Genomic DNA, 25930 nt, shown 5'->3' on the forward strand with positions numbered 1-25930 from the left:
CAGGGGGCAGAGCCCCCGCAGGGGTCTGGGGCACAGCCCCAGGGCCCGAACCCATCAACCCCGCCGCACGGGCGGGAGGGCGGGCAAACCCCCAGGGGGCGCAGGGGGCAGAGCCCCCGCAGGGGGTCTGGGGCGCAGCCCCAGGGGCCGGAACCCATCAACCCGGCCGCACGGGCGGGAGGGTGGGCAAACCCCCCGGGGCCAGGGGCGGAGCCCCAGGGGGCCCGGAACCAACCAACCCCGGGCAACGGGCGGGCGGGTGGGCAAACCCCCCGATGGCCGATCGGAATGCGCCAGGGATCCGCCATGGGGGTTTGGGAGGGCCAGGGAAAGGGGGAGGCCCAGCCCACACCCCCCGACCCCCGCCCGCCCCGCAGGGTTCAGGCTTTGCCCGCAGAGCCATTCCTGACAGACCGTCAGGTCTGTAATCTGACTGTGCGTCAGTTAACACCGCGCACGGCTCAGTCAGGCAGGCCAACGACCAGGAGCGGGCGGAACGATGCTTGGATCGACTCACGGCACCCTCACCACCGACTTCCGCGCGCGCGTGGTCGCCTGCGGCGAGCAACCCGCCCCCGGCGCCGTCCACGGCAGAGCCGCGGGCGAGGGCGACCTGGACGTCAGCGGGCGCCCGCTGTACGCCGACGTACCCGACCTGGACCGCTTCTTCCGGCCCGAGTCCGTCGCCGTCATCGGCGCCTCCGACGCCGAGGGCCGCCCCAACACCGGCATCACCCGCCAGCTCCTGGACTGGGCCGAGCGCGTCGGCGCCCGTATCCACCCCGTCCACCCCACCCGGGACACCGTCTTCGGGCTGCCCTGCGTCGCCTCCGTCGCGGACCTGCCCGAACAGGTCGACCTGGCGGTGCTCCTGGTCGGCGACCCGATCCCCGTCATCGAGGAACTCGCCGAATCCAAGGTGAAGTTCGCCGTCGCCTTCGCCTCCGGCTTCGCCGAGACCGGCGAGCAGGGGGCCGCCGCACAGGAGCGGCTCGCCGCCGCCGTCAAGCGCTCCGGGCTGCGGCTGCTCGGCCCCAACACCAACCTCAACGCCTTCGAGCGCTTCCGCGACGACCTCGAAGGTCCCGCCATCGCGCTCATCACCCAGTCCGGCCACCAGGGCCGGCCCGTGTTCACGCTCCAGGAGCTGGGCGTGCGGCTCTCCCACTGGGCACCCACCGGCAACGAGGCGGACCTGGAGACCTCCGACTTCATCTCCTACTTCGCCGAGCGCCCCGAGGTCGGGGCCATCGCCTGCTACGTGGAGGGCCTCAAGGACGGCCGCGCCTTCCTGCTCGCCGCCGACCGCGCGGCCCGCGCCGGCGTCCCCGTAGTGGCCGTCAAGGTCGGCCGCACCGAGGCGGGCGCGCGCATGGCCGCCTCACACACCGGCAAGCTGACCGGCGCGGACGACGTCGTGGACGCCGCCATGCGCCAGTACGGCGTCATCCGCGTCGACGGCCTCGACCAACTCCAGGACACCGCAGCTCTGTTGGCCCGAGCGCGCAAACCGCAGGCGGACGGCGTCGTCGTGTATTCGATCTCCGGCGGCACCGGCGCGCACTTCTCGGACCTGGCCACCGCCGCCGGGCTGCGCCTGCCGCCCCTGTCCGCCGCCAAGCAGGCCGAGCTCCACGAGTGGATACCGCCCTACCTCAACGTCGCCAACCCCGTCGACAACGGCGGCCACCCCGTGGGCGACTGGCGCGGACGCAAGATCATCGACGCGATCCTCGCCGACCCGTCCGTCGGCGTCCTCATCTGTCCGATCACCGGCCCCTTCCCACCCATGAGCGACAAGCTGGCCCAAGACCTGGTGGACGCGGCGGAACGTACGGACAAGCTGGTATGCGTGGTGTGGGGCTCCCCGCTCGGCACCGAGGCGGCCTATCGCGAGACCCTGCTCGGCTCGGACCGCGTCGCCACGTTCCGTACGTTCGGCAACTGCATCGGCGCCGTCAAGGCCTACCTCTCCCACCACCGGTTCACCACCGGCTACCGCTCCCCCTTCGACGAGGCGCCCCGCGTCCCCTCCCCGTCCTTCCGCAAGGCGCAGGCCCTGATGCGCCCGGGCCAGCAGCTCAGCGAGCACGCGGCGAAGCAGCTCCTCCGGGCGTACGGGATCCGGGTGCCGCGCGAGCAGCTCGTGACCAGCGCGGCCGCCGCCGTGCGTGCGGCGGGGCTCGTCGGCTACCCCGTCGTCATGAAGGCCTCCGGCGCCCGCCTCGCCCACAAGACCGAACTCGGCCTGGTCAAGGTCGGGTTGACCTCGGCCAGCCAGATCCGGGACGCCTACCGCGAACTCACCGACATCGCCCGGTACGAGGGCGTCGACCTCGACGGCATCCTGGTCTGCCAAATGGTGGAGCGGGGCGTCGAGATGGTGGTCGGCGTCGGCCACGACTCGCTGTTCGGGCCGACCGTGACCGTCGGGCTCGGCGGTGTCCTGGTCGAGGTGCTCGGCGACGCGGCCGTCCGCGTGCCCCCCTTCGGCGAGGGCCAGGCCCGGGACATGCTGGGCGAGCTCCGGGGACGGGCGCTCCTCGACGGCGTACGCGGCGGACCCCCGCTGGACGTGGATGCCCTCGTCGAGGTCGTCCTGCGCGTCCAGCGCATGGCCCTCGAACTGGGCGACGAGCTCTCCGAGTTGGACATCAACCCGATCATGGTGCTGCCGCGCGGCCAGGGCGCCGTCGCGCTCGACGCGCTCGCGATCTGCCGCTGAGCCCCACCTCCGCCACCGTCCCCTCCGCCACCGTCCCTTCCGCCATCGTCCCGGCCGGCACCGTCCCAGCCGGCCCATCCGCCCCCTCCCCCGCACGCGCCCCCGCCGCAGCCCTGGAGCCCCGCATGGACCCCCTGGATTCAATGGACCCCCTCGACTCATGGGTACTGCACGCCACTGACAACGGCGTCTCCTGGATCACTCTCAACCGGCCCGACGCCATGAACGCCGTCACCTGGGACCAGCGGGAACGGATCATCTCGCTGCTCGCCGAAGCCTCCGCCGACCGCGCCGTCCGGGCCGTCGTGATCACCGCCACCGGCCGGGGCTTCTGCGCGGGCGCCGACCTGCGGGGCGCCCCCACGACCAGGACCGGTGCCGGTGCCGATACCGGTGCCGATGGCGGTGGCGGTGGCGGTGGCGGTGGCAGTGCCGATGGCGAGCGCGTCGCGGGCGACATCGCCCGCACCATCCGCCAGGGCGCCCAGCGGCTCATCACCGCCGTACTCGACTGCGAGAAACCGGTGATCGCGGCGGTCAACGGCACCGCCGCCGGCCTCGGCGTCCACCTCGCGCTCGCCTGCGACCTGGTGCTGGCCGCGGAGTCGGCCCGGTTCATCGAGGTGTTCGTCCGCCGGGGCCTGGTGCCCGACGGCGGGGGCGCCTATCTGCTGCCCCGCCTGGTGGGGCCGCAGCGCGCGAAGGAGCTGATGTTCTTCGGGGACGCGCTCGCGGCCACCGACGCCGAGCGCATGGGCCTGGTCAACCGGGTCGTCGCGAACGCCGAACTCGCCGCCACCGCGAAGGAGTGGGCCGAACGCCTCGCGGCCGGCCCGACCCGCGCGCTCGCCCTCACCAAACACCTGGTGAACGCCTCCCTGGACGCCGACCGCACCTCCGCCCTCGCCGCCGAGGCATGGGCCCAGGAGATCAACATGAGCACCCGGGACGCGAACGAGGGAGTGGCCAGCTTCGTCGAGCGCCGCACTCCCAAATACCGTGGCCTCTAGGCTGGTTGAGGCTCGCCCCGTCCGTACTGACCACCCTTCGAGGCTTCCTATCTGACATACCGTCAGGTTCAATGGATTACGTGATGGGACACGCAGGGATGGCGGCCACCGTCGTCCGATACCTCAGGTCCGTCGGCGCCGCCACGGCTGCCGAGCCCGTCGAATTCCTGCCCCGGCCGGACCTTCGGGCCGTACGGGACGACGAGCGGGCGCCGGTCGATCCGGGCGAGTTCCGGCGGGTGCTCGGAGCCTTCGCGAGCGGGGTCACCGTCATCACCGCCGAGGACGCGGCCGGGCCCACCGGCTTCGCCTGCCAGTCCTTCGCCTCGCTCTCCCTCGACCCGCCCCTGGTCGCCTTCATGGTGGCCCGCACCTCGACGACCTGGCCACGCATCGCGCGCGCCGGGGTGTTCTGCGTGAACGTCCTCGGCGCCGAACAGGGGCCGCTGTGCCGGGGGTTCGCGGTCAGCGGGGCCGACAAGTTCGCCGGGGTCACCCACGACGCGGCACCCGCGACCGGCTCGCCCCGGCTCGACGGCGCACCGGCGTGGATCGACTGCCGCATCCACGCCGTGCACACGGGAGGGGACCACCTCATCGTGGTCGGACGCGTCGAGGCCCTGGGCGCCACCGAGGGCGCGGATCCACTCCTCTTCCACCGGGGCAGGTTCGGCCGCTTCGGCGAATGACGCCGCCGGCCCGGAACCGTACGCACTGAATCGAGCCGTACGCACTGAACCCGAGCCGTCCGCACTGAACCCGAGCCGCGCCCGGGTCACCACGACCCGTCGACGACCAGACCCCCGCTGCGGGTCTCCACGCGGAGGGTGCCCCGGTCGTCGTACGCCGCGCGCCGCCAGTCGGCGAAGACCTCGGCGACCCTGCGGCCCTCCCAGTCGCTCCCGCCGGGCGGGACGACGAAGTTGACCGTCACCACGGCCCGTTCGGCCCCGCCGTGCCGCTCCTTGCGCATGCGTACCCCCACGATCGACGGCCACATCCCGTCGTCGGCCTTGGTCAGGTGCTGGGAGTAGTAGCCGACGAAGTCCCGCGTCAGGTCGAACCACCCGGCGGGAAGGCAGGGCATCGCGGACCCGTCGGTGGGCGGACCGGGCGTCCCGGGATCGGCGTCCGTGGGCGGACCGGGCGTCCCCGGATCGGCATCCGTAGGCGGACCAGGAGTCCCCGGATCGGCATCCGTGGGCGGACCGGGCGCCCCCGGATCGCCATCCGTAGGCGGACCGGGACTGCCGGGGCCGCCCGTCGTGGCCGACCCGTCGTCAGGGGTCGGCCCGTCCGCGTCGGTCGTATCGCCGCCGCACGCCCGTTCAGCCGTCGCGGACGGCTTCGCCGCCGGGGCCACGGACGCCGGGCCGCCCGCTCCGGCCGTGCCGCAACCGGTCACGGCGGCGCACAGCAGGGCCCCGACCAGCGCGGCGCGCGGCACCGCACCTCGTACGCCCCTCGCCCCGATGGCGTTCACGGCACTCCCCCTCCGCCCCCGGGCGGAACCCGGGCCCCACCCCGTACGGGCAGTTCCCCCGCACAGGAAGAGGGCATCAGGCGACCAGCGGTTCCCCCGCGGGGCTCCGGCGCCGGATGACCAGGGCCATCAGCGCCGCCGCCGCGCACATCGCGCCCGAGGCGTACCAGACGACGTCGTAACTGCCGAAGACATCCCGGGCCACCCCGCCGAGGAACGCGATGACGGCCGCGCCGACCTGGTGCGAGGCGAGCACCCAGCCGAAGACGATCGCGCTGTCCTCGCCGTAGTGCTGGCGGCACAGGGCGATGGTCGGCGGCACGGTGGCCACCCAGTCGAGCCCGTAGAAGACGATGAAGAAGATCATCGGCGGGTGGACGGTGGGCGCGAGCAGCATCGGCAGGAAGAGCAGCGAGATGCCGCGCAGCGCGTAGTACGTGGCCAGCAGCCGGCGGGACTCGAAGCGGTCGGTGAGCCAGCCGGAGAAGACCGTGCCGACGACGTCGAAGACGCCGACCACCGCGAGCAGCCCGGCCGCCGCCGTGACGGGCATGCCGTGGTCGTGCGCCGCCGGCACGAAGTGCGTCTGGACCAGGCCGTTGGTGGTGGCGCCGCAGATCGCGAAGGTGCCCGCGAGCAGCCAGAACGGTCCGGTGCGGGCGGCCTTCACGAGGACGGTGAGGGTGCGGCGGGCCGCGCCGACGACCGGGGGCGGCTTGGGGACGTGCGTGGTCGCGCCGTACGGCGTGAGGCCCACGTCCGCCGGGTGGTCGCGCAGCAGCAGCCACACGAACGGGACGACGGCGAGGGCGGCGAGGGCCACGGTGACGGCGGCGGGGCGCCAGCCGTGCGCCTCGACCATCCAGGAGAGCAGCGGCAGGAAGATCAGCTGGCCGGAGGCGGAGGCCGCGGTCAGGACGCCGGTGACCAGGCCGCGGCGTTCGGTGAACCAGCGGTTGGTGACGGTCGCGGCGAACGCGAGCGCCATCGAGCCACTGCCCATGCCCACCAACAGACCCCAGTAGAGCATGAGTTGCCAGGCGGAGTGCATGAAGACGGTGAGGCCGGAGCCCACCGCGATCACGGTCAGGGCGACCGCGACGACCTTGCGGATGCCGAAGCGGTCCATGAGGGCGGCGGCGAAGGGCGCGGTGAGGCCGTAGAGCGCGAGGTTCACCGAGACCGCGGCCCCGATCGTGCCGCGCGACCAGTGGAACTCGTTGTGCAGCGGGTCGATCAGGAGTCCGGGCAGCGAGCGGAAGGCCGCCGCGCCGATGATCGTGACGAAGGCGACGGCCGCCACGTACCACGCGCGGTGGATCCGGGGCGCGGCCGCGCGCCGCCGCGACGCGGGCCCGGCCTCGGGTCTGTTGGTTGTCTGGGTCACGTCATCAAGACTGGCCGGGCGCCCTCTCCCGTACGAGTGGCCCGGAGGTCACCCTTCGCAGGGATCGGGCCACGGCCCCGGCCGGATCCGGCGCAGCCGGCTGATCGCGGGGACCGCGAGCAGTACGGCCACCGCGACCACGTTGAGCCCGGCCCCCACGAGCAGCACCTTCTCCGCGCCGATCGCCTCGGCGACCGGCCCGGCGAGCGCGCGTCCGGCGGCGAGCATCAGCAGGGACCCGGCCACGTCGTAGGCGTGCAGGCGGTTCAGGGCCTCCGGCGGGATGTGGGTCTGGACGGTGGTGGACCACATGACGAGCCAGAAGGCGAAGGCCGCGCCGGTCGCGAACTGGCCGATCCCCAGGGCGAACACGGGCAGGTCGAGGCCGAGCGAGAGCAGCGCGAGCGAGACGCCGAGCAGGGCGAGCGCGCCCGTCGCGAGCGGCCGGGCGGGGCGCAGCCGCAGGGCGAGCAGTCCGCCCGCGACGCTGCCCGCGCCGTTCACCGCCATGAGCGCGCCGTACGTTCCGGCGCCGTGGCCCTCGGTCACCAGGACGGCGGTGAGCGGAGTGGCGGGGCCGAGCACGGTGAGTCCGTACACCGTCCAGATGGAGATGACGCCCCACAGCCAGGTGCGGGCCCTGAACTCCCGCCAGCCACCCACCAGTTCGGCGAAGAGGCCGCCCCTCCTCACTTCGCTCCCGGCGCCGCCGCGCAGCTTGAGCAGGAAGAGGCAGACGCCGCTGACGCCGAAGGTCGAGGCGTTCACCGCGAAGACGGCACCCGCGCCCCAGAACCCGGCGACGACCCCGGCGAAGGCGGGGCCCGCCATGCCCGTGAGCGCCTCGGAGACACCGAGCACGGCGTTGGCACGCTGCACGTCGGCGCAGATGCGCGGCACGGTCGAGGCGACACCGGGCTGGAAGAGCGCCGCGCCGACACCGGACACGGCGCTCAGGGCGTACACCTCCCCCAGCGGCGGCCCGCCCTCGATCACCAGGAACGACGCGGCGAGCACGCTCGCGCCGGCCAGGCGCAGTGCGTCCGCGATCACCATCATGCGCCGGGGTGTGAAGCGGTCGGCGAGCACGCCCCCGAACAGGACGAACGCGGCGAACGGCCCCATCCAGGCACCCAGCGCGTAGCCGACCGAGGAGGCGGACCGGCCAGCCCCGAGCAGCCCGGCGGCGAGTGCCACCGGAACCATGCCGTCGCCGAACAGGGCGACGGTGCGGGCGGCGAAGAAGAGCCGGAAGTCGTGGTTCCAGAGGGACGCCCCGGCCGGGGCCGGCCGCGGCGGAACCCGCGTGCCGAGAGCGGCCGGGGGGAGGATTTCGTGGGCGGCCTCGGGAATGCCCTGGCCTGTCGGGGACTTGTCCATCACAAGACGGAAGGTCTATCAGCATCACCGGCCGGTGGTCTATACCACCGGCCCTTTGTCGCGGAGGGACGAGATGAACCCGGACCACGGACGGGACGGCAGCCGGCTCCACCGGGTCGTCGTGCTCGCGCTCGACGGGCTGCTCCCGTTCGAACTCGGCATCCCCCAGCGCATCTTCGGCCGCGCCGTCGACCCCGTGCGCGGGCCGCTCTACGAGGTGGTGACGTGCTCGGTGCGCCCGCCCGGCCCGGTGCGTACCGACGCGGACTTCGCGATCCTGGTCGAGAACGGCCCCGAGGCGCTGGCCACCGCCGACACGGTCGTCGTCCCGGCCTCGTACGAGCTCGGGCCGGTCTTCGAGGAGGGCGTGCTCACTCCCGAACTCACCGCCGCGCTCGCCCTCGTACGCCCCGGGACGCGCCTGGTGTCCATCTGCACCGGCGGCTACGTCCTGGCGGCGGCCGGCTATCTGGACGGCCGCCCGGCCGCCACGCACTGGGCCTCCGCCGAGCACTTCCAGCGGCTCTTCCCGGCCGTCGCGGTGGACCCGGAGGTCCTGTTCATCGACGACGGGGACGTACTGACCTCGGCCGGGGTGGCCGCCGGGATCGACCTCTGCCTGCACATCGTGCGCCGCGACCACGGGACGGCCGTCGCCAACGACGTGGCCCGGCGTACCGTCGTGCCGCCGCACCGCCCCGGAGGTCAGGCGCAGTTCATCCAACGCCCGGTCCCCGAGCCGCAGTTGGCGACCACCACGGCCGCGCGCGCCTGGGCCCTCGGCCGGCTGCACGAGCCGATCCAGCTGCGCGACCTGGCCGAGCGGGAGGCGATGTCGGTCCGCACCTTCACCCGCCGCTTCCGCGAGGAGGTCGGCCTGAGCCCCGGCCAGTGGCTGACCCAGCAACGCGTCGAGCACGCACGCCAGTTGCTCGAATCCAGCGACCTCTCGGTGGACGCGATAGCCCGCGCGGCCGGCTTCGGCACGGCGACGTCCCTGCGCCAGCACCTCCAGTCCGCCCTCGGCGTCCCGCCGACCGCCTACCGGCGCGCGTTCCGGGCGGGGGCGTCCTGACGGGCCTCGCGCGTGCCGTACGGGGCTAGAAGGTCAGCACCCCCCGGGCCACCCGCCCGTGGTGCAGATCGTCCACCGCCTTGGCGAAGTCCTCGACCGGGTACGTCCGGGTGACCAGTTCGTCGAGGAGCAGGGCGCCCTCGCGGTACAGCTCGGCGTAGCGCGGGATGTCGCGCTGGGGGCGTGAACTCCCGTAGCGGCAGCCGAGGATGGACTTGTCCAGGAACAGCGCGGCGGGCAGGAAGGACGCCTCCACGGTGGGCGCGGTCATGCCGAGCAGGATCGCCTGGCCGTGCCGGTCCAGGAGGTCGACGGCCGCGCGCACCAGGGCGGGATGGCCCACGCACTCGAAGGCGTGGTCCGCGCCGGACGGCAGGATCTCGCGGACGCCTTCGGCCGAGGCCAGGAAGTGGGTCGCGCCGAACCGGCGGGCCAGCGGCTCCTTGGCCGGGTTGTTGTCGACAGCGACGATCACCGAGGCGCCCGCGATGCGCGCGCCCTGGATGACGTTGAGGCCGATGCCGCCGGTGCCGATGACCACGACCGTGTCACCGATGTCCACCCGGGCCCGGTTGAGTACCGCGCCCACCCCGGTCAGCACCCCGCATCCGATCAGCGCCGCCGAGGTCAGCGGTACGTCCTGGGGGATCCTCACCGCCTGCACGGCTTTGACCAGAGTGCGTTCCGCGAAGGCCGAGTTGGAGGCGAACTGGTACAGCGGGGAGCCGTCCCGCGAGAACGGGCGGCCCGGCATCCCGATCGCCTTGCGGCACATCGTGGGCCGGCCCCGGTCGCACTCCGCGCACGCCCCGCAGTTGGCGAGCGTGGACAGCGCGACGTGGTCGCCCGGCGCCACATGGCCGACGCCCGCGCCCACCGCCTCCACCACGCCCGCACCCTCGTGCCCGAGGACCACCGGCACCGGGAACGGGATCGTCCCGTCGATGACGGACAGATCGGAGTGGCACAGGCCCGCCGCCGCGACGGCCACGAGCACCTCCCCCGGCCCCGGGTCCCGTATCTCCAGATCGTCCACGACCTGGCTCTGCTTCCCGTCGAAAAGGACACCTCTCACGGAACGCGGACCTCCCTCGGCAGGCCGAGCACGCGCTCGGCGATGATGGTGCGCTGGATCTCGTCCGAGCCGCCGTAGATCGTGTCGGCCCGGCTGAACAGGAACAGGTGCTGGAGCGGATCGAGTGCGTACGGGCTCGCGCCGTCCCAGTCGTACGGTCCGACGGTGGCGGCCGCGCCCCGCACGGCCATCGCCAACTCGCCGAGCCGGCGGTGCCAGCCGCCCCACAGCAGTTTGGCCACACTGGGCGCGCCCGCGTCCCCCGAACTCCCCAGCGTGCGCAGGGCGTTCCAGCGCATGACCTTCAGCTCGGCCCACTGGGCGACGAGCCGGGCGCGGAGGGCGGGATCGAGGACCCCACCTCCGGCCCCCGACACCGCGAGTGCGACGACCCGCTCCAACTCGGCCGCGAAGCCGACCTGTTGGGCCAGCGTGGACACCCCGCGCTCCAGGGCCAGCAGGCTCATCGCCACCTGCCAGCCGTTGCCCTCGCCGCCGACGAGGTGCTCGGCACGGGCCTCGGCGCCGTCGAAGAACACCTCGTTGAACTCACTGGTCCCCGTCATCTGCCGGATCGGCCGGACCTCGATCCTGCCGGGCTGGTCCATCGGAACGAGCAGGAACGAAAGCCCACGGTGGCGCCGGGAGCCCTCCTCGGTGCGGGCGAGCACGAAGCACCAGTGGGCCTCGTGGGCCAGCGACGTCCAGACCTTCTGGCCCGTGACGCGGTACGTGTCGCCGTCGCGGCGGGCCACGGTACGGATGCCGGCCAGGTCGGAGCCCGCGCCGGGTTCGCTGTAGCCCTGGCACCACAACTCCTCGCCGCGGGCTATCGGGGGGAGGAAGCGCTGCTTCTGGGCGGGGGTGCCGTGGGCGATGAGGGTGGGGGCGAGGAGGTTCTCACCGATGTGGCTGGTGCGGGGCGGGGCTTTGGCGCGGGCGTACTCCTCGGCCCAGACGACCTGCTGGGTGAGGCCGGCGGTCCGGTTCCCGTAGGCTCCCTCCCCCTCCTCCCACCCGATCCCGATCCAGCCGCCTCGGCCCAACTCCCGCTCCCAGTCGCACGGTTGTGCATCATGCCGCACATGCTGGGCCAGCCAGGTACGGGCGTCCTCGCGAAACGCGGTGTCGGCGGGGCCGAAGCTGAAGTCCACGGTGCCTCCTGTTTTCGGGGGTGGGTTTTCCCCGCCCCGCCCCTTCCCGCAACCCTCCGGGGGAGAGTTCGCCGGGCGCGGACCGTGCGTGGTTGCTCGCGCAGTTCCTCGCGCCCCCAAAGCTCCGTTTTCGTCTGCGGGCCGCGGGGGCCGTTCGCGCAGTTCCCCGCGCCCCCAACCCCCTTCCGGGTGCGAACCGTGCCCGCTTCTCGCGCAGTTCCCCGCGCCCCTTGCCCCGCTTTCGTCTGGGGACCGTGGGTGGCTGGTCGCGCAGTTCCCCGCGCCCCTGTAGGTGGCCCCGATTGTCTTGGTACGGGCCGGCATCGGGCATTTCAGCCCGTCCGGCGTTTGAGGACGAGCGCCCTTAAGGCGCGATACGGGGTCCGGGGCGGAGCCCCGAACCGGGGGTGCAGGGGGCGCAGCCCCCTGCGGGGGTCCGAGGGGCACAGCCGGCCCTAGGCGTTCGGGCGGGACGCGTTCGCGGCCGCCGCCGCCATCGCCTCCAGCTGGGCCAGGAGGGGCATGGGGTCCACCCCCACCGTCCCGGGCAGGAAGTCCGCGATCCGCTCCGGCGTCCAGGCACCCTCCGCGTACCCCGCGCGAAGCTCCCGCGGCTGCGCCCACACCGCGATCTTCGGCCCGGCGATCGTGTACACCTGGCCGGTGATGCCCTCCTCCCGGGCCCGCGCGGACAGCAGGTAGACCACCAGCGCCGCCACATCCTCCGGCGAGCCGATCTCCTTCAGCTCCATGGGGACGTTCGCCGACATCCGGGTGCGGGCGACCGGCGCGACCGCGTTCGCCGTGACCCCGTACTTGTGCAGGCCGAGCGCCGCGCTGCGCACCAGCGAGATGATCCCCCCTTTCGCCGCGCTGTAGTTGGCCTGCGCCACGCTCCCCTGGTGGTTGCCGCTGGTGAAGCCGATCAGCGTGCCGGAGCCCTGCTTGCGCATGACCGCCGACGCCGCCCGGAACACGGTGAACGTGCCCTTCAGATGGGTGGCGACCACCGGGTCCCACTCCTCCTCGGACATGTTGAACAGCATCCGCTCGCGCAGGATCCCGGCAACGCACACCACCCCGTCGATCCGCCCGTACCGGGCGAGGGCCGTGTCGACGATGCGCTGGCCGCCCGCCATCGTCGAGATGTCGTCGGCGACGGCCACCGCCTCGCCGCCCGCCGCGACGATCTCCTTCACCACCGCGTCGGCGATCTCGCTGCTCGGCTCGCCGCCCTCGATCGAGACGCCGTAGTCGTTGACGACGACCTTCGCTCCCTCGGCGGCCGCGGCGAGCGCGACGGCCCGGCCGATGCCCCGTCCCGCCCCCGTCACGGCGACGACCTTGCCTGCCAAGAAGTTCCCCACGTCCGGCCCCTTCCCGCGGTTTCTGACGGACCGTTAGATTCTATGACCCGTCGGATGCTTCACCACAAGCCCCCGGGAGGGACGGGTATGTCACTGCCGCCCGAGTTCCACGAGATCGCCAAACGCGTCAACAATTGGGGCCGTTGGGGTGCCGACGACGAACGCGGCACGCTCAACCACATCAGCGACGAGGTGGTGCGGGAGGCGGCCGGCGAGATCCGCTCCGGACTCCGCGTTCCGCTCGCGCTGCCCCTCCAGCAGGACGGGGTGCAGACCGGGGTCATACCCGGGCGGGTCAATCCGCTGCACACCATGGTCCAGATCAACCAGGAGATCTTCGGCCCCGGCACCATCGCGTGCAGCGACGACGCGGTGACCTTCGGCCTCCAGTCGGCCACGCACTGGGACGCCCTGACCCACGTCTCGCACTCCGGGAAGATCTACAACGGCCGCCCGGCCGCCACCATCACCGCGCACGGCGGGGCCGAGTTCAGCGGCATCGACAAGCCCGGCCACATCGTCTCGCGCGGGGTCCTGCTGGACGTGGCCCGCGCCAAGGGCCTCGACCGCCTACCGGGCGGCCACGCGGTCACCCCGGAGGACCTGGCCGAGGCCGAGGAGTTCGCGGGGGTCACCGTGCGCGCCGGCGACATCGTCCTCGTACGCACCGGGCAGATCCAGGTCTATCTGGCCGGGGACAAGCACGGCTACGGCTATCCGTCGCCGGGCCTGTCCGTGCGGACGCCCGAGTGGTTCCACGCGCGGGACGTCGCGGCGGTCGCCAACGACACCCTGACCTTCGAGATCTTCCCGCCCGAGATCGAGGACCTGTGGCTGCCCGTGCACGCCCTGGACCTGGTGGAGATGGGCATGCTCCAGGGCCAGAACTGGAATCTGGAGGCCCTGTCCACCGCCTGCGCCGAGGCGTCGCGGTACGCGTTCCTGCTGAGCGCCATGCCGGAGCCGTTCGTCGGCGGCACCGGCACCCCCGTCGCCCCGGTGGCCGTCCTCTGACCCGGACCCCGGGCCGGACCCGGCCTCCAGGGCCCACCCGGTCCTGAACCCAGGGGTGGCGGCCACGCGTACGCGCCCCGAGCGCGACACCGTCGCCGCCACCCCGGCACCGGCGTACCGGCGCTGCTCCTCGGGTGCCCTGAGAGGAGCAGCGCCCTGCTGCTGCTGACGCCGTGCCGCGATCCGCACTCGCCGAGGCGTGCAGTTCCTCGGCGTCCCCTCGCGACGAATCGCTCATCCCAGGGTGATCAGGCAGACACCACGCGTCAACACCGCGTTAACCTTTCGCGCCTTATGCCGTATTGGTGACAGCGCGCGGGGGCTCATACGCCCCGTTCCCGTACGCCCCGCCCGTGCGCCCCGGACGCTCCTTGCGCCCCGAGTGATCCGAACGCTCCGGTGCGCAGGGCGCTGCGGGCGCGTCGCGGTCCACCTCGCACCAGATGGACTTGCCCGCGCCCTCGGCCCGCCAGCCCCAGCGATCCGCGAGCCCGTCGACGAGTTCCAGACCGCGCCCGTTGGTGTCGTCGCCCTGCGCGTGGCGGGGCTTGGGGGGACAACAGCTGCGGTCGGCCACCTCGACCCGTACGGTGCCGCCCTCGGCCGGGCCGAGCAGCATCCGCAGCACCGCCGGACAGCCCGTGTGCACCACGGCGTTGGTGACGAGCTCCGAGATCAACAGGATCAATGTCTCGGCGAGTGGCTCATCGAGCCCTATGCCGCAGCCGACCAGCCGCGAGCGTGCCCACTTCCGGGCCCGGCCCACCTCGGCGGGATCCGGCCCGACCTCCAACTGAACCTGAAGCACCTGCACCGTTCACACCATCCGAACCGGCGGACACATCGCCTCGCGCCTCACAGGGACCCTCATCGGGGTCACGGAACGTGATTCCCTTGGGAGACAGCATGGTTGACGTACAGTCACCGCAACAAGCGCTTCGGGCATATTCCAGCGCGAAGGAGTATGCGTGGTGCATACTGTGCGGCTCACCTTGCGAGAAACCGAACGGGAGCGCGTACGACGCCTCCGTGCGGTGCGAGCGGCATGCGGCCCAGGACCCGGAGCCACCGCACTGGCAACACCGGGAGAGCCGCTCCACACCACCACTCGCATCCCACGGAGAGTACCCGAGAGCGCCCCCCGCTCCGGCTCGCGGCGAATGCGCCGGGCCGCCGATATCGACGCATAGTGACCACCGCCGGCCCGGTCCAACTCCCCCGTTCTGCCCGGAGGGCCGCCCCGGGGAACGCCTAGAGCGCCGCCGCCAGCAGCTCGCACGCCTCCTCCGCCGACTGCCACTGCCCGGCCCGCACCCAGGCCCGTTTGAGGTGCAGATGCACATCGGCCTCCCAGGTGAACCCCATCCCGCCGTGCACCTGGAGGCAGTCCCGTGCGCCGCGCACGGCCGCCTCGTCGGCGAGCAGTTTGGCCCCGGCGATCTCGCGCGTGTCCCCCGTCACGGCCGCCGCGTACACCGCGACCCGCGCCACCTCGGTCCGTACCAGCATGTCGGCGCAGAGGTGCTTGACCGCCTGGAAGGATCCCACCGGCCGCCCGAACTGCTCTCGCTCCTGGGCGTGTTGAACCGCCATCTCCGTGCTGCGGGCCGCACTGCCGAGCTGTTCCGCCGCCGTCAGGAGGACGGCTTCGGGGGCTTCGGCCGTACGGGTTCCGTGGGTGCGGTGGAGGGGCGTCAGCGGGTCGACCGAGCGCAGCGGCGTCGCGCCCGAAGCATCTCCCTGGACGTGGTCGGCCTCCGCGAGCCAGCCGACGAGCCCGCCGTCGACCCGGGTCACGACCGTCTCGCCGCTCGCCGCGCCCTTCACCGCGCCGGCCGCCAGATGGGTGGCCACCAGCGGGCCGGGCAGCAGCGCCCGGCCCGCCTCCTCGAAGAGCAGCACCGCTTCGGGCAGTCCGAGCCCGACGCCGCCCTCGTCCTCGGGCAGCCGCAGCGCGAAGAACCCGGCCTCTCCCAAAGCCCGCCACAGCGCCCGGTCGAGCCCGGGCCGCTCGACCGCCGCCCGCAGCGCCGCGCGGTCGAACCGCGCCGCCAGCAGCTCCCGCATGCCCGCCTTCAACGCCTTTTGGTCAGAGGTGAGTTGGAAGTCCATCAGCGCCCCTTGGGCAGGCCGAGGATGCGCTCGGCGACGATGTTCCGCTGGATCTGCGAGGTGCCGGCGGCGATGGTGTACGACAGCGACGAGAGCCGGTCCAGGGCCAGATCCCGGTCGAGGTCGAGCGCGTCGGGGCCGAGGACCCGGGCGGCAGTGTCGAACAGCTCCTGACGTGCGTGCGAATAGCGCAGTTTGAAGACGGATCCGCCGACACCGGGCACCCCGCCGCCGCGCTGCGCCTCGCTCACGTTCCACTGGGTTAGTCGCCACAGTGCGGTGAACTCGGCGTTCAGCAAGCCGAGTTGGCGGCGCAGCGCGCTGTCGTCCCAGCTTCCGTTCGCCTTGGCCGTCTGCGCGAGTTCGGCGAGGGTGCGACGGCAGGCCACCACTTCTCCCACGAAAGCGGTACCCCGTTCGAAGGACAGCGTCACCATGGTGACCCGCCAGCCGTCGTTCTCCGCGCCGACCCGGTTGGCCACCGGCACCCGCACCCCGTCCAGGAACACCTCCGCGAACTCGGCGGACCCGGCCAGGGTGCGCAGCGGCCGGACGGTGATGCCGGGCGTGTCCATCGGCAGGGCCAGCCAGGTGATGCCCCGGTGCTTGGGCGCGTCCGGGTCGGTGCGCACCAACAGCTCGCACCAGTCGGCGACTTCGGCGTGCGAGGTCCAGATCTTCGAGCCGGTCACGACGTAGTCGTCGCCGTCCCGGACCGCCCGGGTGCGCAGGGCCGCGAGGTCGGAGCCGGCGTCCGGCTCACTGAAGCCCTGGCACCAGATCTCGTCGCCGCGCAGCACCGGCGGCAGCCAGCGGGCGCGCTGTCCGGGGGTGCCTTCGGCGGCGATGGTCGGGCCCGCGTGCAGCAGCCCGACGAAGTTGGCGCCCACGTAGGGCGCGCCCGCCTTCTCGGTCTCCTCCAGGTAGATGAGGTGCTGGGTGGGCGTGGCACCCCGGCCACCGGCCGCCTCGGGCCAGTGCAGGCCCGCATATCCGGCGTCGTACAGCATCCGCTGCCAGGTGGTGTCGTAGGCGCGCCGCCCCGGCCAGTCCAACGGATGCGGTTTCGGCGGCAGTTGGGGAAGGGCGCGGCTCAGCCAGGCGCGCAGCCCGGCCCGGAAGGCCTCTTCCTCCTCGGTGTACGTCAGATCCACCGGCACTCCCCGGGATGAGCGGCTTCCGCCGGCGGCCCCGGTCGGGGCCGGGCCTTCGGACGGCGCCGCCCGACGATCCGCGGCCGTTCGGTCATGGGCCCCTCCCATGCATCTGATGCTCCGTCAGATCGCAGGCTAGCGCCCGCACCTCTGGACCAGCAAGGACCGGGGGCCTACGCTCTCCGCCATACCTGACTGCCCGTCAGTTACGGAGCTCGGCAGGACCCCGGGGGGCTCGGCATGACCGACACCGCACACGCACTGGACTCCTCGGGCACGCTCTGGGAGCTGATCGCGCGCCGCGCCGACCTCACCCCGGACCGCCCGGTCCTGCTCCAGGGCGACCGCACCCTCACCTTCGGCGCCCTGCGCGAGCGCTGCGAGCGGGTGGCGGCGGGCCTGTACGCGATGGGGGTGCGGCCCGGGACCGTGGTCGCCTGGCAGCTGCCGACCCGCATCGAGACGGCCGTCCTGTCCTTCGCCCTGGCCCGGCTCGGCGCCGTCCAGTCGCCGGTGATCCCGTTCTACCGGGACCGCGAGGTGGGCTTCGCGCTGCGCGAGTCGAAGGCGGAGTTCTTCGCCGTACCGGGCGTGTGGCGGGGCTTCGACCACACCGCGATGGCCCGCCGCCTCGGCGCGCGCGGCATCTTCGAGGCGTACGACGAACTGCCCGACGGCGACCCGATGTTGCTGCCGCCACCGCCGTCCGACGGCACCTCCGTCCGCTGGATCTACTGGACGTCGGGCACCACCTCCGACCCCAAGGGCGTGCTGCACACCGACCGTTCGCTGATCGCGGGCGGCTCGTGCCTGGCGCACGCCCTGCACCTGTCGGACGCCGACGTCGGCTCGATGGCCTTCCCGTTCGCCCACATAGCCGGCCCCGACTACACGGTGATGCTGCTGCTCTACGGCTTCCCCGCGGTGATGTTCGAGCACTTCGCGCTGCCGGACGCCCTCGCGGAGTACCGGCGCCACGGCGTGACGGTGGCCGGCGGCTCGACCGCGTTCTACTCGATGTTCCTGGCCGAGCAGCGCAAGCGGCCCGGCCAGAAGGTCGTCCCCACCCTCCGGCTGCTCGCCGGCGGCGGGGCGCCGAAGCCGCCCGAGGTCTACCACGCGGTCGTCCGGGAGATGGGCGTCCAGCTCACCCACGGGTACGGCATGACCGAGGTACCGATGATCACGATGGGCGCCCCCGACGACACCCCCGAGCACCTGGCCACCACCGAGGGCTGCCCCCCGCCCGGCATGGAGATCCGCATCACCGACGAGTCGGGCGCGCCGCTGCCGTACGGGGTGGACGGCGAGGTGCGGCTGCGCGGCGAGGCGGTGTGCCAGGGGTATCTCGACCCGGCCCAGTCGAAGACCGTCTTCGACGCGGACGGGTTCCTGATCACCGGCGACGTGGGGCACGTACGCGAGAGCGGGCACCTCGTCCTGACCGGGCGCATCAAGGACATCATCATCCGCAAGGGCGAGAACATCTCCGCCAAGGAGATCGAGGACCTGCTCCACACCCATCCGGCCGTGGGCGACGCGGCCGTGGTCGGCCTGCCCGACCCCGAGCGCGGCGAGCTGGTCTGCGCGGTCGTCGAACAGCCGCCCGGGGCAGCCGGGTTGACGCTTCCGGAGCTCACCTCGTACCTGCGTTCCCAGGGGCTCTCGGTGCACAAGTTGCCCGAGCGGCTTGAGGTGGTGGAGGCGCTGCCGAGGAACGAGGCGCTGCGGAAGGTCCTGAAATACAAGTTGCGCGAGCGGTTCGGCGGGGCATGACCTCAGCGCCCCGCCACTCCCCCACGAGGACGTGACCGATGGAACTCTCCCGCCGCCGCCTCATACTCGGCGCCGCCGCCCTGTCCACCACGGCGCTGCTCCCGGCGACCGCCCACGCGGCCGTACCGCCGCGGGCGGGCGCGGACCCCGCGAACTGGATGGCCGCGCTGCCCGACAGCCGCTCCCTGCTGCGCATGACGATCCCCGGCACGCACGACTCCTGCTGTACGAACCCGAACAACGGCACCGAGTGGTCGCACACCCAGAACTGGGGTCTGACCCAGCAGTTGCAGCAGGGCATCCGCTTCTTCGACATCCGCGCCAACGGGCTCGAAGGCCATCTGAACGACGCGTTCGGGATCTACCACGCCGCCTTCTACCAGGGCATGACGTTCGGCGACGTCCTCACCCAGAGCGCGGCCTTCCTCGACAGCCACCCCGGCGAAGTCCTCCTGATGCGGCTCAAGAAGGAGAACGGGACCAACAACGACGTCGGCGCGAACTTCAAGAACGTGCTCAACGTGTACCTCGACCAGAAGGGCTGGCGCTCGCGCTTCCTGCTGACCGACCGGGTGCCCACCCTCGGCGAGGCACGCGGCAGGATCGTGCTCCTCGCCCAGTTCGACAACGACTGGCCGGTGCTCCAATGGCCCGGCGGCGACAACGACTTCCTGTCCAACCAGTACATCCGGCTCCAGGACATCTACCAGGGCCTGTCCTGGCCGTCGAAGAAGACGGCCAAGGTGACCCAGCAGTTCGACAACGCCTTCTACGACCAGGACTCGGCGCAGCTCTACATCAACTTCACCAGCTACGCGGGCGGCGGCTGGCCCAAGGTCAACGCGGACGCCATCATGCCGGGCGTCCAGAGCTATCTGAGCGCGCGCGTGAGCCAGCGGACCCACCTCGGCGTGGTGCCCATGGACTTCCCGGACTTCCACTCGGACACCCTGCGCACCCTGATCGACTGGAACTGGCACTGAGCGCCGGGCGGGCCCCGGCTACGGCATCGTCGTGAAGTAGGCGGCGAAGGCGGCGACCGCGTCCGGTTCCGTGATGCGGCCGTCGCCGTCCCGGTCCAGGGTCACGGCCGCTTCGGCCGCGGCCCGGGGCGAGACGCCGAGGGCCCGCAGCGCGCGCTCGCAGTCGGGCACGGCCACCGTGCCGACGCCGGCCGTGTCGGCCACCGCGAACGCGGCGTGCAGGAACGGGCGGGCGATCTCGGTGAACCCGGTGGTGCGGTCCCGCAGCCGTTTGAGGGCTCCGCCCACGAACTCCTGCCGGGTCACCCGCTGGTCCCCGTCCACATCGGCGATTCCCGCGAGGCCCTGCCACATCGCCTCCGCGCCGCCGTACAGCGCCTGCCCCCGGTCGCAGCGGGCGGTGGTGCCGAATTCGGCGAGCAACGCCTTGGCCGCCATCGAGAAGTCCTCGCGGTCGATCCAGCCGTTGCCGTCCTGGTCGAAGGAGGCGAACCGGGCGGCCACCCTGCGTTCGTATTCCGCACTCTCGGGACTGTCCATACTGTCCATGTCGGGAGCGTACGACTCGCGGCGCCCGTACGAGGGGGTTACGGCCAGGCGTGCCTCCGGGTGCGCGGCCGTGCCGGGCGGGTGCGCGACTATGCCGAGATCGGTTCGGCCAGGTCGTCGGCGGCCGAACCCACATCCCCGTACACCTCGAAGAGGCGGCGCACGCCGAGCGCGGCGAGCACCTTGTTCACATGGCTGCCGTCCAGGGCTCCGCGCGCGGGCAGGATGAGCCGCAGCCGGCCCTGGCAGGAGCGCATCAGGCGGCGCGACGCGATCAGCACGCCCACCCCGATGGAGTCGCAGAACAGCACCCCGGAGAGGTCGAGGACCAGATCGCGGCGGCCGTCGGCGACCACGGCGTGCACCTGGCGGCGCAGGCCGGGCGAGGTCACCAGGTCCAGCTCGCCACTGACCCGCAGCACCGTCCACGTGCCCTGTACGGACTCGTCCACTCTCAGCGTCACGCCACCGGTCCCTCTCTGTGCTGCCGTGCCCCCATCCTGCGCGGCTGCCCATGCCCACCCTCGCGAAACACCGCCCTTATCACCTGCCGAAGCGGCGGGGGCGTACTTGGTGCAAACCTCCGTGCATTGTCAGCCCGTCGCATTACATTCGTAGGTACGCAGAGACGGGCGCACAGGGGCACACACGGGGAACGACAGGGTGGGGGAGCCTATGCCGAAGGACGCACCACCTCGGTGGGACCGCCGGATGCAGCAGCGGCTCGCGCGCGGCGAGGCCGCCGCCCTCGGCGAGCTGTACGACCGGTTCGCCTCCCTGGTGCACAGCCTCGCGCACCGCGTGCTCAGCGACGAGGGCGCGGCGGACGCGATCACCCGCGAAGTCTTCGGCTACGTCTGGGAGAATCCGGACGCCTACGACCCCAAGCAGGGCTCGATGCGCTCCTGGGTCGCCAAGCTGACCCAGCGCCAGGCCGTGCAGCGGCTGCGCCAGGACGAGACGTCCTCGTACGAGGAGCGCGGCGGGGGCTCGACCGAGGAACTGGAGCAGAAGGTGCGCCGCGCCTCGGCGGCCGCCCGCGCCGACTACATCGTGACGTCGATGCCCGCCCCGCTGCGCGCCGCCCTGGAGCTGGCGTATTTCCAGCGCCGGGACTACCGCCAGGCCGCCGCCGACCTCAGCATCACCGAGGACGAGGCGCGCCGGCGTCTGCGGCTCGGCCTGCAACTGCTCTCCTCGGCCAACATCCGGCCGCCGGAGGGAGCCGCGCCGCCCGGATACGGGCGGGCCTGGTGACCGGGCCCATGGAGCAGGGCGAGCCGGCGCCCGACGACGAGAACACCCCGCGCATACCCTCGCCGCGCGCCGCGGGCGACGACCTGGCGGGCGGCCCGGGCGGCTCCGGCCCGTTCGTGCCCGCGCCGCGCGAGGGTAACCGTTTCGGCCCGCCGGACCCCGACCGCCGGGCCGGTCCGAACCCCGAGCCGGAGACCCCGCCCCCGCCGGACCCCGGACCGTCATCCACGTCGCCGTCGCCGCTGTCGCCGTCGCCGTCGTCAGCAGAACCGGAAGCCTCGGTGCCCGAACCCGTTCCACCAGACCGCGCGCCCGGTACGGAGCCGCCCTCGCACACCGTGCTCAAGTCGCTGCTCGGCGCCTGGGCGCTGGCCGCGTGCTCGGCCGAGGAGACCGACGCCGTCGAGGCGCACCTCACCGAGTGCGCGCCCTGTGCCGACGAGGCGCTGCGGCTGCGGGACGCGGTGGGTCTGCTGCACACCGAGCGCAGCCTCGATCTGGACCCGATGCTGCGCACCCGTGTCCTGGAGAACTGCCTCGGCCGTCGCCCGGCCCGCATCCCGGTGCCCGGGTGGGCTGCCCCGTACGACGCGGAGGCCGCGCGGCTCGACGCCCTGCTCAATGACTTCGGGGACGCCGAGTGGCACGCGCCGGTGCGCCTGAAGTGGTTCGAGGAGGAGCGGCGGGCCAGTCGCCGCACCACGGTCGCCGGGGTGATCGGGCATCTGATGGCCGTCGACGCACTGGTGGCGACCGCGCTCGGCCTCGACGAGCCGGTGCCGCTCGACCCCGAGGAGGCGGCGGGCGGCCCCACCGCACGCACCGAGGCCCTGTGGCGGGCCGGGCGTTACCCGCTGACGCGTACGGTCCGCGAGCCGTGGCGCGAGCAGTCCCACACCCTGATCCGCACGGTGTCGTTCGCGGGCCGCGGCGCGGCCGAACTCGCGGTGCCCTACGGGGAGTTCGCACTTCCGTTGCAGGACGCGATGCTCGACCGGGCCTTCGAGTGCTGGATCCACGCGGGCGACATCGCCGAGGCGGTGGACTACCCGTACGACCCGCCGTCCGGGACCCATCTGCACGGCATGATCGACCTGGCCGCCCGCATCCTGCCCGCCACCCTGGCCGGCCGTCGCCGGGCGGGGCTGGCCTCGCCGCCGCGCGGTCTGGTCACGGCGGGCTCACCGGGGCGCTCGCTGCGGCTGGAGATCGAGGGCGTGGGCGGCGGGGACTGGCTGATCGCGCTCGACTCGCCGGCCGCCCTCGCCTCGGCCGACCACGAGGTGGCCCATGTGGCCCTGGACGGCGTGGAGTTCTGCAAGCTGGCGGCGGGCCACGTCTCACCGCAGGAGGCGGCCGTCGGCCAGCTCGGCGACCGCGAGGCCATCAGCGATGTGCTGTTCGCGGCCGCGTCACTGAGCAGGCTGTGACCCCGAGGGGCTGTGGCCCCGAGAGGCCGTGACACCTGGAGGCGGTGAGACCGAGAGGCCGTGACACCGAAGCGGTGACGCCGCAGGGGCGTACGGGCTAGGCGAACACGACCGTGCGGCGCCCGTTGAGCAGGATGCGGTGTTCCGCGTGCCACTTCACGGCCCGCGCCAGCGCCTGGCACTCGACGTCCCGGCCGATCGCGACGAGCTGGGCCGGGGTGACGTCGTGGCCGACGCGCTCCACCTCCTGCTCGATGATCGGCCCCTCGTCGAGGTCGGCCGTCACGTAGTGGGCGGTCGCGCCGATCAACTTCACGCCGCGCGCGTGCGCCTGGTGGTAGGGCTTGGCGCCCTTGAAGCTCGGCAGGAACGAGTGGTGGATGTTGATGATCCGCCCGCTGAGCTCCTTGCACAGGTCGTCCGAGAGCACCTGCATGTACCGGGCGAGCACCACCAGTTCGACGCGCTCCTCGCGCACCAGCTCCAGCAGGCGCGCCTCGGCCTCGGCCTTGGTGTCCTTGGTGACCGGGATGTGGTGGAAGGGCACGTCGTAGGAGGCGACGAGCTCGGCGAAGTCGGTGTGGTTGGAGACGACCGCCGCGATCTCCACCGGCAGCGCGCCGGACCGGGAGCGGAACAGGAGGTCGTTCAGGCAGTGGCCGAACTTCGACACCAGCAGGACGATCCGCATCCGCTCCTCGGGGCGGTGGATCTGCCAGTCCATCTGGAAGGAGTCGCCGACGGCCGCGAAGCTGGCGCGCAGCTTGTCCACGGTCACCGGGGCCTCGGCCGAGAAGTGCACCCGCATGAAGAAGAGACCGGTGTCGCGGTCACCGAACTGCTGACTGTCCTCGATGTTGCAGCCCGTGATGAACAGATAGCTCGACACGGCATGCACGATGCCCTGTTTGTCCGGGCAGGAGAGCGTGAGGACGTACTGGTCGGTCATCCAGGCAGGATGCCACAACCGGGCGCCCCGGCGGCCCCCGGCCCAGGATCCGGACCTCAGGCCGTGCGGGTCAGGATGCTCAGCACCTCCAGGGAGCGCGGCGGCGCGTCCGGGTCCTCGCCGTCACTCTGCGCGAGCCGGACATGCGCTTCGCGCGCCGCTCGCACCGCCTCGGGCCAGGCGTGGTGGGCGAGGTAGGCGGAGACGGGGGCGTCGGCGCCGACCTGGTGCATGATGCGCAGCACCCGCAGCACCGCGAGGTCGACCAGGGCGGCCTCGCCGGAGTCCCGGAAGATCGTGCCGACGTATTTCTCGGCCGACCAGTTGTCCAGCCAGGTGTCCTCGACCAGGCGGTACACGGCGTCCGTGACGTCCCCGTACCCTTCGCGCCCGGCCACCCAGGTCTCCTCGTGGAAGACGGGGTCGGAGAGCATGTGCAGCGCGGACCGTACGTTCGTACGCCAGCGCCACCACGGCATGTCATTCAACGGCATGCCGCCCATGGTGGAGGAGCGACGGCCGCGACGGGAAGGGCTTGCTGAACCTTGCTGCACGTTTTCGATCGTACGTTCCCCAAGGCGGCCGCCCGACCGGCCCCCGCAATTCACTCGGCCGTCACCCTCAGTTGAAGCGTGCCCACTTCCCCGTTACCCGTGAGGCGGAAGTGTGTGGGCACATGACCGGTTACGGAGGGCAGCGTCCCCGGGGCTCGACCCGGCCCCGCCGCTCGATCAGTTCGATCAGCACGACGGCCACCGTGTTCGCCGCGTGTTCGGCGGTCGGAGCGAGCCTGCTGACCGGCTGCGGTGTGCTCCCTGGAGTCGCGGGGGGCTCCAGGGAGCCCATCACCGTCATGACCTGGGCGCCCGACGGCACCTCCGCGACCAACGTGCCCGGCATGCCCGCCATGGCCAAGGCGTTCGCCCGCTGGGTCAACGCGAGCGGTGGCATCGACGGCCACGAGCTGAACGTCCTGACCTGCAACGAGCACAACACCCCGGCCGGCGCCTCGGACTGCGCGCGGCGGGCGGTGAAGGAGAAGGCGGTCGCCGTCGTCGGCTCCTACAGCCAGTACGGCAGCGCCTTCCTGCCCCCGCTCGAAGTGGCCGGCATCCCCTATCTCGGCGGATACGGCATATCCGACCAGGAGTTCACCAGCGCCCTGTCCTACCCGGTCAACGGCGGCCAGGCCGCCCTGATCGCGGGCAGCGGCCGGCAGCTGGCCCAGGACTGCGCACAGGTCTCCCTGGTGCGGCCCGACACCATCGCGGGCGACGTCCTGCCGACCGTACTGAACGCCGGGCTGCTCGCCGCGCACCGCGGGCCGGTCGCCGACATCCGTACGACCGAGGACGCCGGCGACTACACGGCCGAGGCCCGGCGCGCACTCGCGGGGGCCGGGGCCGACCCCGCGCTGGTCGGCCGGATCGGGCCGAAGGCCGCGGCGCAGAAGGCCGGCAGGGGCTGTGTGACGGCCGTGCTCGGCGACCGCACCGAGACGTTCTTCGACTCCTTCCGGCGGGTCGAGAGCGACGAGCAGAAGGTGCGGGTCGCCTCCGTGATCGGCTCGATCGGCCAGCCGCTGATCGACCGCACCGGCGGCAAGGACGGCCCCTTCGAGGGCGCGTACGTCACCGGCTGGTATCCGGAGGGCGACGATCCGCGCTGGGACCCGATGAAGAAGGTCATCCGCGAGCAGGCCTTCGGGGACAACGCGATCGACGCGGCCGACGCGGCCGTACAGACCACATGGATCGCGTACACGGTCCTGAAGAAGCTCATCGAGTCGATCGGGCAGGACTCGGTCCGCGCGGTGGACGTGGTGCGCACCCTCAACAAGGGGGTGATCGTCAACACCGGCGGGCTGACGCCCGATCTGCGCTGGCGCTTCGAGGACATGCTGGCGGCGCCGGACTTCCCGCGCATCGTGAACCGTCAGGTCACCTTCCAGGTGGTGCGCGAGGGCCGCCTGGTCTCCCTCAAGAAGGGCTTCACGGACGTCGGTTCAACCCTGGAGACGTCCGCGGCCAACGGCTGACCCGGACGCTCC

Annotated in this window: 23 protein-coding genes and 1 CRISPR repeat array; of the genes, 10 read left to right on the forward strand and 13 right to left on the reverse strand. The window is 72.6% G+C overall.

Going from position 1 to position 25930, the window contains the following annotated elements:
• Nucleotides 1-499 precede the first annotated feature (499 nt).
• The 3 genes from ACFYNP_RS00005 to ACFYNP_RS00015 all read left to right on the forward strand — a co-directional run bounded on the left by ACFYNP_RS00005 (nucleotide 500) and on the right by ACFYNP_RS00015 (nucleotide 4424).
• Complete coding sequence (locus tag ACFYNP_RS00005) at nucleotides 500-2725, forward strand: acetate--CoA ligase family protein (RefSeq protein ID WP_388781102.1); 2226 nt, start codon at nucleotides 500-502, stop codon at nucleotides 2723-2725.
• A gap of 125 nt (nucleotides 2726-2850) precedes the next feature.
• Complete coding sequence (locus ACFYNP_RS00010; RefSeq protein WP_388781104.1) at nucleotides 2851-3735, forward strand: enoyl-CoA hydratase/isomerase family protein; 885 nt, start codon at nucleotides 2851-2853, stop codon at nucleotides 3733-3735.
• A 98-nt stretch (nucleotides 3736-3833) separates the two neighbouring features.
• Complete coding sequence (locus ACFYNP_RS00015; protein WP_388414932.1) at nucleotides 3834-4424, forward strand: flavin reductase family protein; 591 nt, start codon at nucleotides 3834-3836, stop codon at nucleotides 4422-4424.
• A gap of 86 nt (nucleotides 4425-4510) precedes the next feature.
• Here ACFYNP_RS00015 and ACFYNP_RS00020 read toward each other — a convergent pair whose 3' ends face one another.
• From ACFYNP_RS00020 to ACFYNP_RS00030, 3 genes are all read right to left on the reverse strand, one after another.
• Nucleotides 4511-4822 (reverse strand): hypothetical protein, encoded by a 312-nt coding sequence (locus tag ACFYNP_RS00020; RefSeq protein ID WP_388781105.1) that lies wholly within the window; start codon nucleotides 4820-4822, stop codon nucleotides 4511-4513.
• A 472-nt stretch (nucleotides 4823-5294) separates the two neighbouring features.
• On the reverse strand, nucleotides 5295-6605 hold the full coding sequence (locus ACFYNP_RS00025; RefSeq protein ID WP_388781107.1) for an MFS transporter: 1311 nt from the start codon (nucleotides 6603-6605) through the stop codon (nucleotides 5295-5297).
• A gap of 48 nt (nucleotides 6606-6653) precedes the next feature.
• Nucleotides 6654-7985 (reverse strand): MFS transporter, encoded by a 1332-nt coding sequence (locus tag ACFYNP_RS00030; RefSeq protein ID WP_388781109.1) that lies wholly within the window; start codon nucleotides 7983-7985, stop codon nucleotides 6654-6656.
• 73 nt (nucleotides 7986-8058) lie between these two features.
• On the opposite strand from ACFYNP_RS00030, the gene ACFYNP_RS00035 reads away from it, so the two are divergent.
• Nucleotides 8059-9060 carry a GlxA family transcriptional regulator gene (locus ACFYNP_RS00035; RefSeq protein WP_388781111.1) on the forward strand — a complete coding sequence of 334 codons (1002 nt, stop codon included), beginning with the start codon at nucleotides 8059-8061 and terminating at the stop codon, nucleotides 9058-9060.
• A 25-nt stretch (nucleotides 9061-9085) separates the two neighbouring features.
• On the opposite strand, the gene ACFYNP_RS00040 is transcribed toward ACFYNP_RS00035, so the two are convergent.
• The 3 genes from ACFYNP_RS00040 to ACFYNP_RS00050 form a co-directional block, all read right to left on the reverse strand.
• A complete protein-coding gene (locus ACFYNP_RS00040; protein ID WP_388781113.1) occupies nucleotides 9086-10135 on the reverse strand; it encodes a Zn-dependent alcohol dehydrogenase in 1050 nt (349 codons plus the stop codon).
• Entirely contained in the window at nucleotides 10132-11289 is a 1158-nt protein-coding gene (locus tag ACFYNP_RS00045) for an acyl-CoA dehydrogenase family protein (RefSeq protein WP_388781115.1), read from the reverse strand. The genes ACFYNP_RS00040 and ACFYNP_RS00045 overlap by 4 nt, the downstream gene beginning before the upstream one ends.
• Nucleotides 11290-11379: 90 nt before the next feature.
• Nucleotides 11380-11576: a CRISPR direct-repeat array (repeat unit 21 nt; unit sequence TCGCGCAGTTCCCCGCGCCCC).
• 168 nt (nucleotides 11577-11744) lie between these two features.
• Nucleotides 11745-12656, reverse strand: coding sequence for an SDR family NAD(P)-dependent oxidoreductase (locus tag ACFYNP_RS00050; RefSeq protein WP_388781116.1), 912 nt, complete (start codon nucleotides 12654-12656; stop codon nucleotides 11745-11747).
• 87 nt (nucleotides 12657-12743) lie between these two features.
• On the opposite strand from ACFYNP_RS00050, the gene ACFYNP_RS00055 reads away from it, so the two are divergent.
• Nucleotides 12744-13670 (forward strand): cyclase family protein, encoded by a 927-nt coding sequence (locus ACFYNP_RS00055; RefSeq protein ID WP_388781118.1) that lies wholly within the window; start codon nucleotides 12744-12746, stop codon nucleotides 13668-13670.
• 292 nt (nucleotides 13671-13962) lie between these two features.
• On the opposite strand, the gene ACFYNP_RS00060 is transcribed toward ACFYNP_RS00055, so the two are convergent.
• The 3 genes from ACFYNP_RS00060 to ACFYNP_RS00070 form a co-directional block, all read right to left on the reverse strand.
• The gene (locus ACFYNP_RS00060; protein ID WP_388414342.1) at nucleotides 13963-14484 is read right to left on the reverse strand and encodes an ATP-binding protein; all 522 of its coding nucleotides are present in this window, start codon (nucleotides 14482-14484) and stop codon (nucleotides 13963-13965) included.
• A gap of 437 nt (nucleotides 14485-14921) precedes the next feature.
• Entirely contained in the window at nucleotides 14922-15782 is an 861-nt protein-coding gene (locus tag ACFYNP_RS00065; protein WP_388781120.1) for an acyl-CoA dehydrogenase family protein, read from the reverse strand.
• Nucleotides 15782-16936, reverse strand: a complete 1155-nt coding sequence (locus tag ACFYNP_RS00070) for an acyl-CoA dehydrogenase family protein (RefSeq protein ID WP_388781122.1) — start codon at nucleotides 16934-16936, stop codon at nucleotides 15782-15784. Before ACFYNP_RS00070 ends, ACFYNP_RS00065 begins: the two co-directional genes overlap by 1 nt.
• A gap of 240 nt (nucleotides 16937-17176) precedes the next feature.
• Between ACFYNP_RS00070 and ACFYNP_RS00075 the strand changes: the two genes are divergently transcribed.
• Together ACFYNP_RS00075 and ACFYNP_RS00080 are read left to right on the forward strand one after the other, a co-directional pair.
• Entirely contained in the window at nucleotides 17177-18712 is a 1536-nt protein-coding gene (locus tag ACFYNP_RS00075; protein WP_388781124.1) for a class I adenylate-forming enzyme family protein, read from the forward strand.
• 38 nt (nucleotides 18713-18750) lie between these two features.
• A complete protein-coding gene (locus tag ACFYNP_RS00080; RefSeq protein ID WP_388414353.1) occupies nucleotides 18751-19695 on the forward strand; it encodes a phosphatidylinositol-specific phospholipase C in 945 nt (314 codons plus the stop codon).
• Nucleotides 19696-19713: 18 nt separating this feature from the next.
• Here ACFYNP_RS00080 and ACFYNP_RS00085 read toward each other — a convergent pair whose 3' ends face one another.
• Both ACFYNP_RS00085 and ACFYNP_RS00090 read right to left on the reverse strand, forming a co-directional pair.
• Nucleotides 19714-20244 carry an EF-hand domain-containing protein gene (locus tag ACFYNP_RS00085; protein WP_388414355.1) on the reverse strand — a complete coding sequence of 177 codons (531 nt, stop codon included), beginning with the start codon at nucleotides 20242-20244 and terminating at the stop codon, nucleotides 19714-19716.
• An 89-nt stretch (nucleotides 20245-20333) separates the two neighbouring features.
• Nucleotides 20334-20708: an STAS domain-containing protein gene (locus ACFYNP_RS00090; RefSeq protein WP_100573969.1), complete on the reverse strand. Its 375-nt coding sequence runs from the start codon at nucleotides 20706-20708 to the stop codon at nucleotides 20334-20336.
• A 211-nt stretch (nucleotides 20709-20919) separates the two neighbouring features.
• Between ACFYNP_RS00090 and ACFYNP_RS00095 the strand changes: the two genes are divergently transcribed.
• Nucleotides 20920-21501 carry a sigma-70 family RNA polymerase sigma factor gene (locus tag ACFYNP_RS00095; RefSeq protein WP_388414357.1) on the forward strand — a complete coding sequence of 194 codons (582 nt, stop codon included), beginning with the start codon at nucleotides 20920-20922 and terminating at the stop codon, nucleotides 21499-21501.
• 8 nt (nucleotides 21502-21509) lie between these two features.
• A complete protein-coding gene (locus ACFYNP_RS00100; protein ID WP_388781126.1) occupies nucleotides 21510-22931 on the forward strand; it encodes a zf-HC2 domain-containing protein in 1422 nt (473 codons plus the stop codon).
• 97 nt (nucleotides 22932-23028) lie between these two features.
• Here the strand turns inward: ACFYNP_RS00100 and purU are convergent, their stop codons facing one another.
• Together purU and ACFYNP_RS00110 are read right to left on the reverse strand one after the other, a co-directional pair.
• Nucleotides 23029-23880 carry a formyltetrahydrofolate deformylase gene (purU, locus tag ACFYNP_RS00105; protein ID WP_388781128.1) on the reverse strand — a complete coding sequence of 284 codons (852 nt, stop codon included), beginning with the start codon at nucleotides 23878-23880 and terminating at the stop codon, nucleotides 23029-23031.
• A gap of 56 nt (nucleotides 23881-23936) precedes the next feature.
• The gene (locus ACFYNP_RS00110; RefSeq protein ID WP_388414935.1) at nucleotides 23937-24383 is read right to left on the reverse strand and encodes a hypothetical protein; all 447 of its coding nucleotides are present in this window, start codon (nucleotides 24381-24383) and stop codon (nucleotides 23937-23939) included.
• A 173-nt stretch (nucleotides 24384-24556) separates the two neighbouring features.
• Here ACFYNP_RS00110 and ACFYNP_RS00115 point away from each other — a divergent pair, with 173 nt between their 5' ends.
• A complete protein-coding gene (locus ACFYNP_RS00115) occupies nucleotides 24557-25918 on the forward strand; it encodes an ABC transporter substrate-binding protein (RefSeq protein WP_388414364.1) in 1362 nt (453 codons plus the stop codon).
• The last annotated feature ends 12 nt before the right edge of the window (nucleotides 25919-25930 follow it).

This window comes from Streptomyces sp. NPDC006691, assembly GCF_042869955.1.
Classification (GTDB): domain Bacteria; phylum Actinomycetota; class Actinomycetes; order Streptomycetales; family Streptomycetaceae; genus Streptomyces.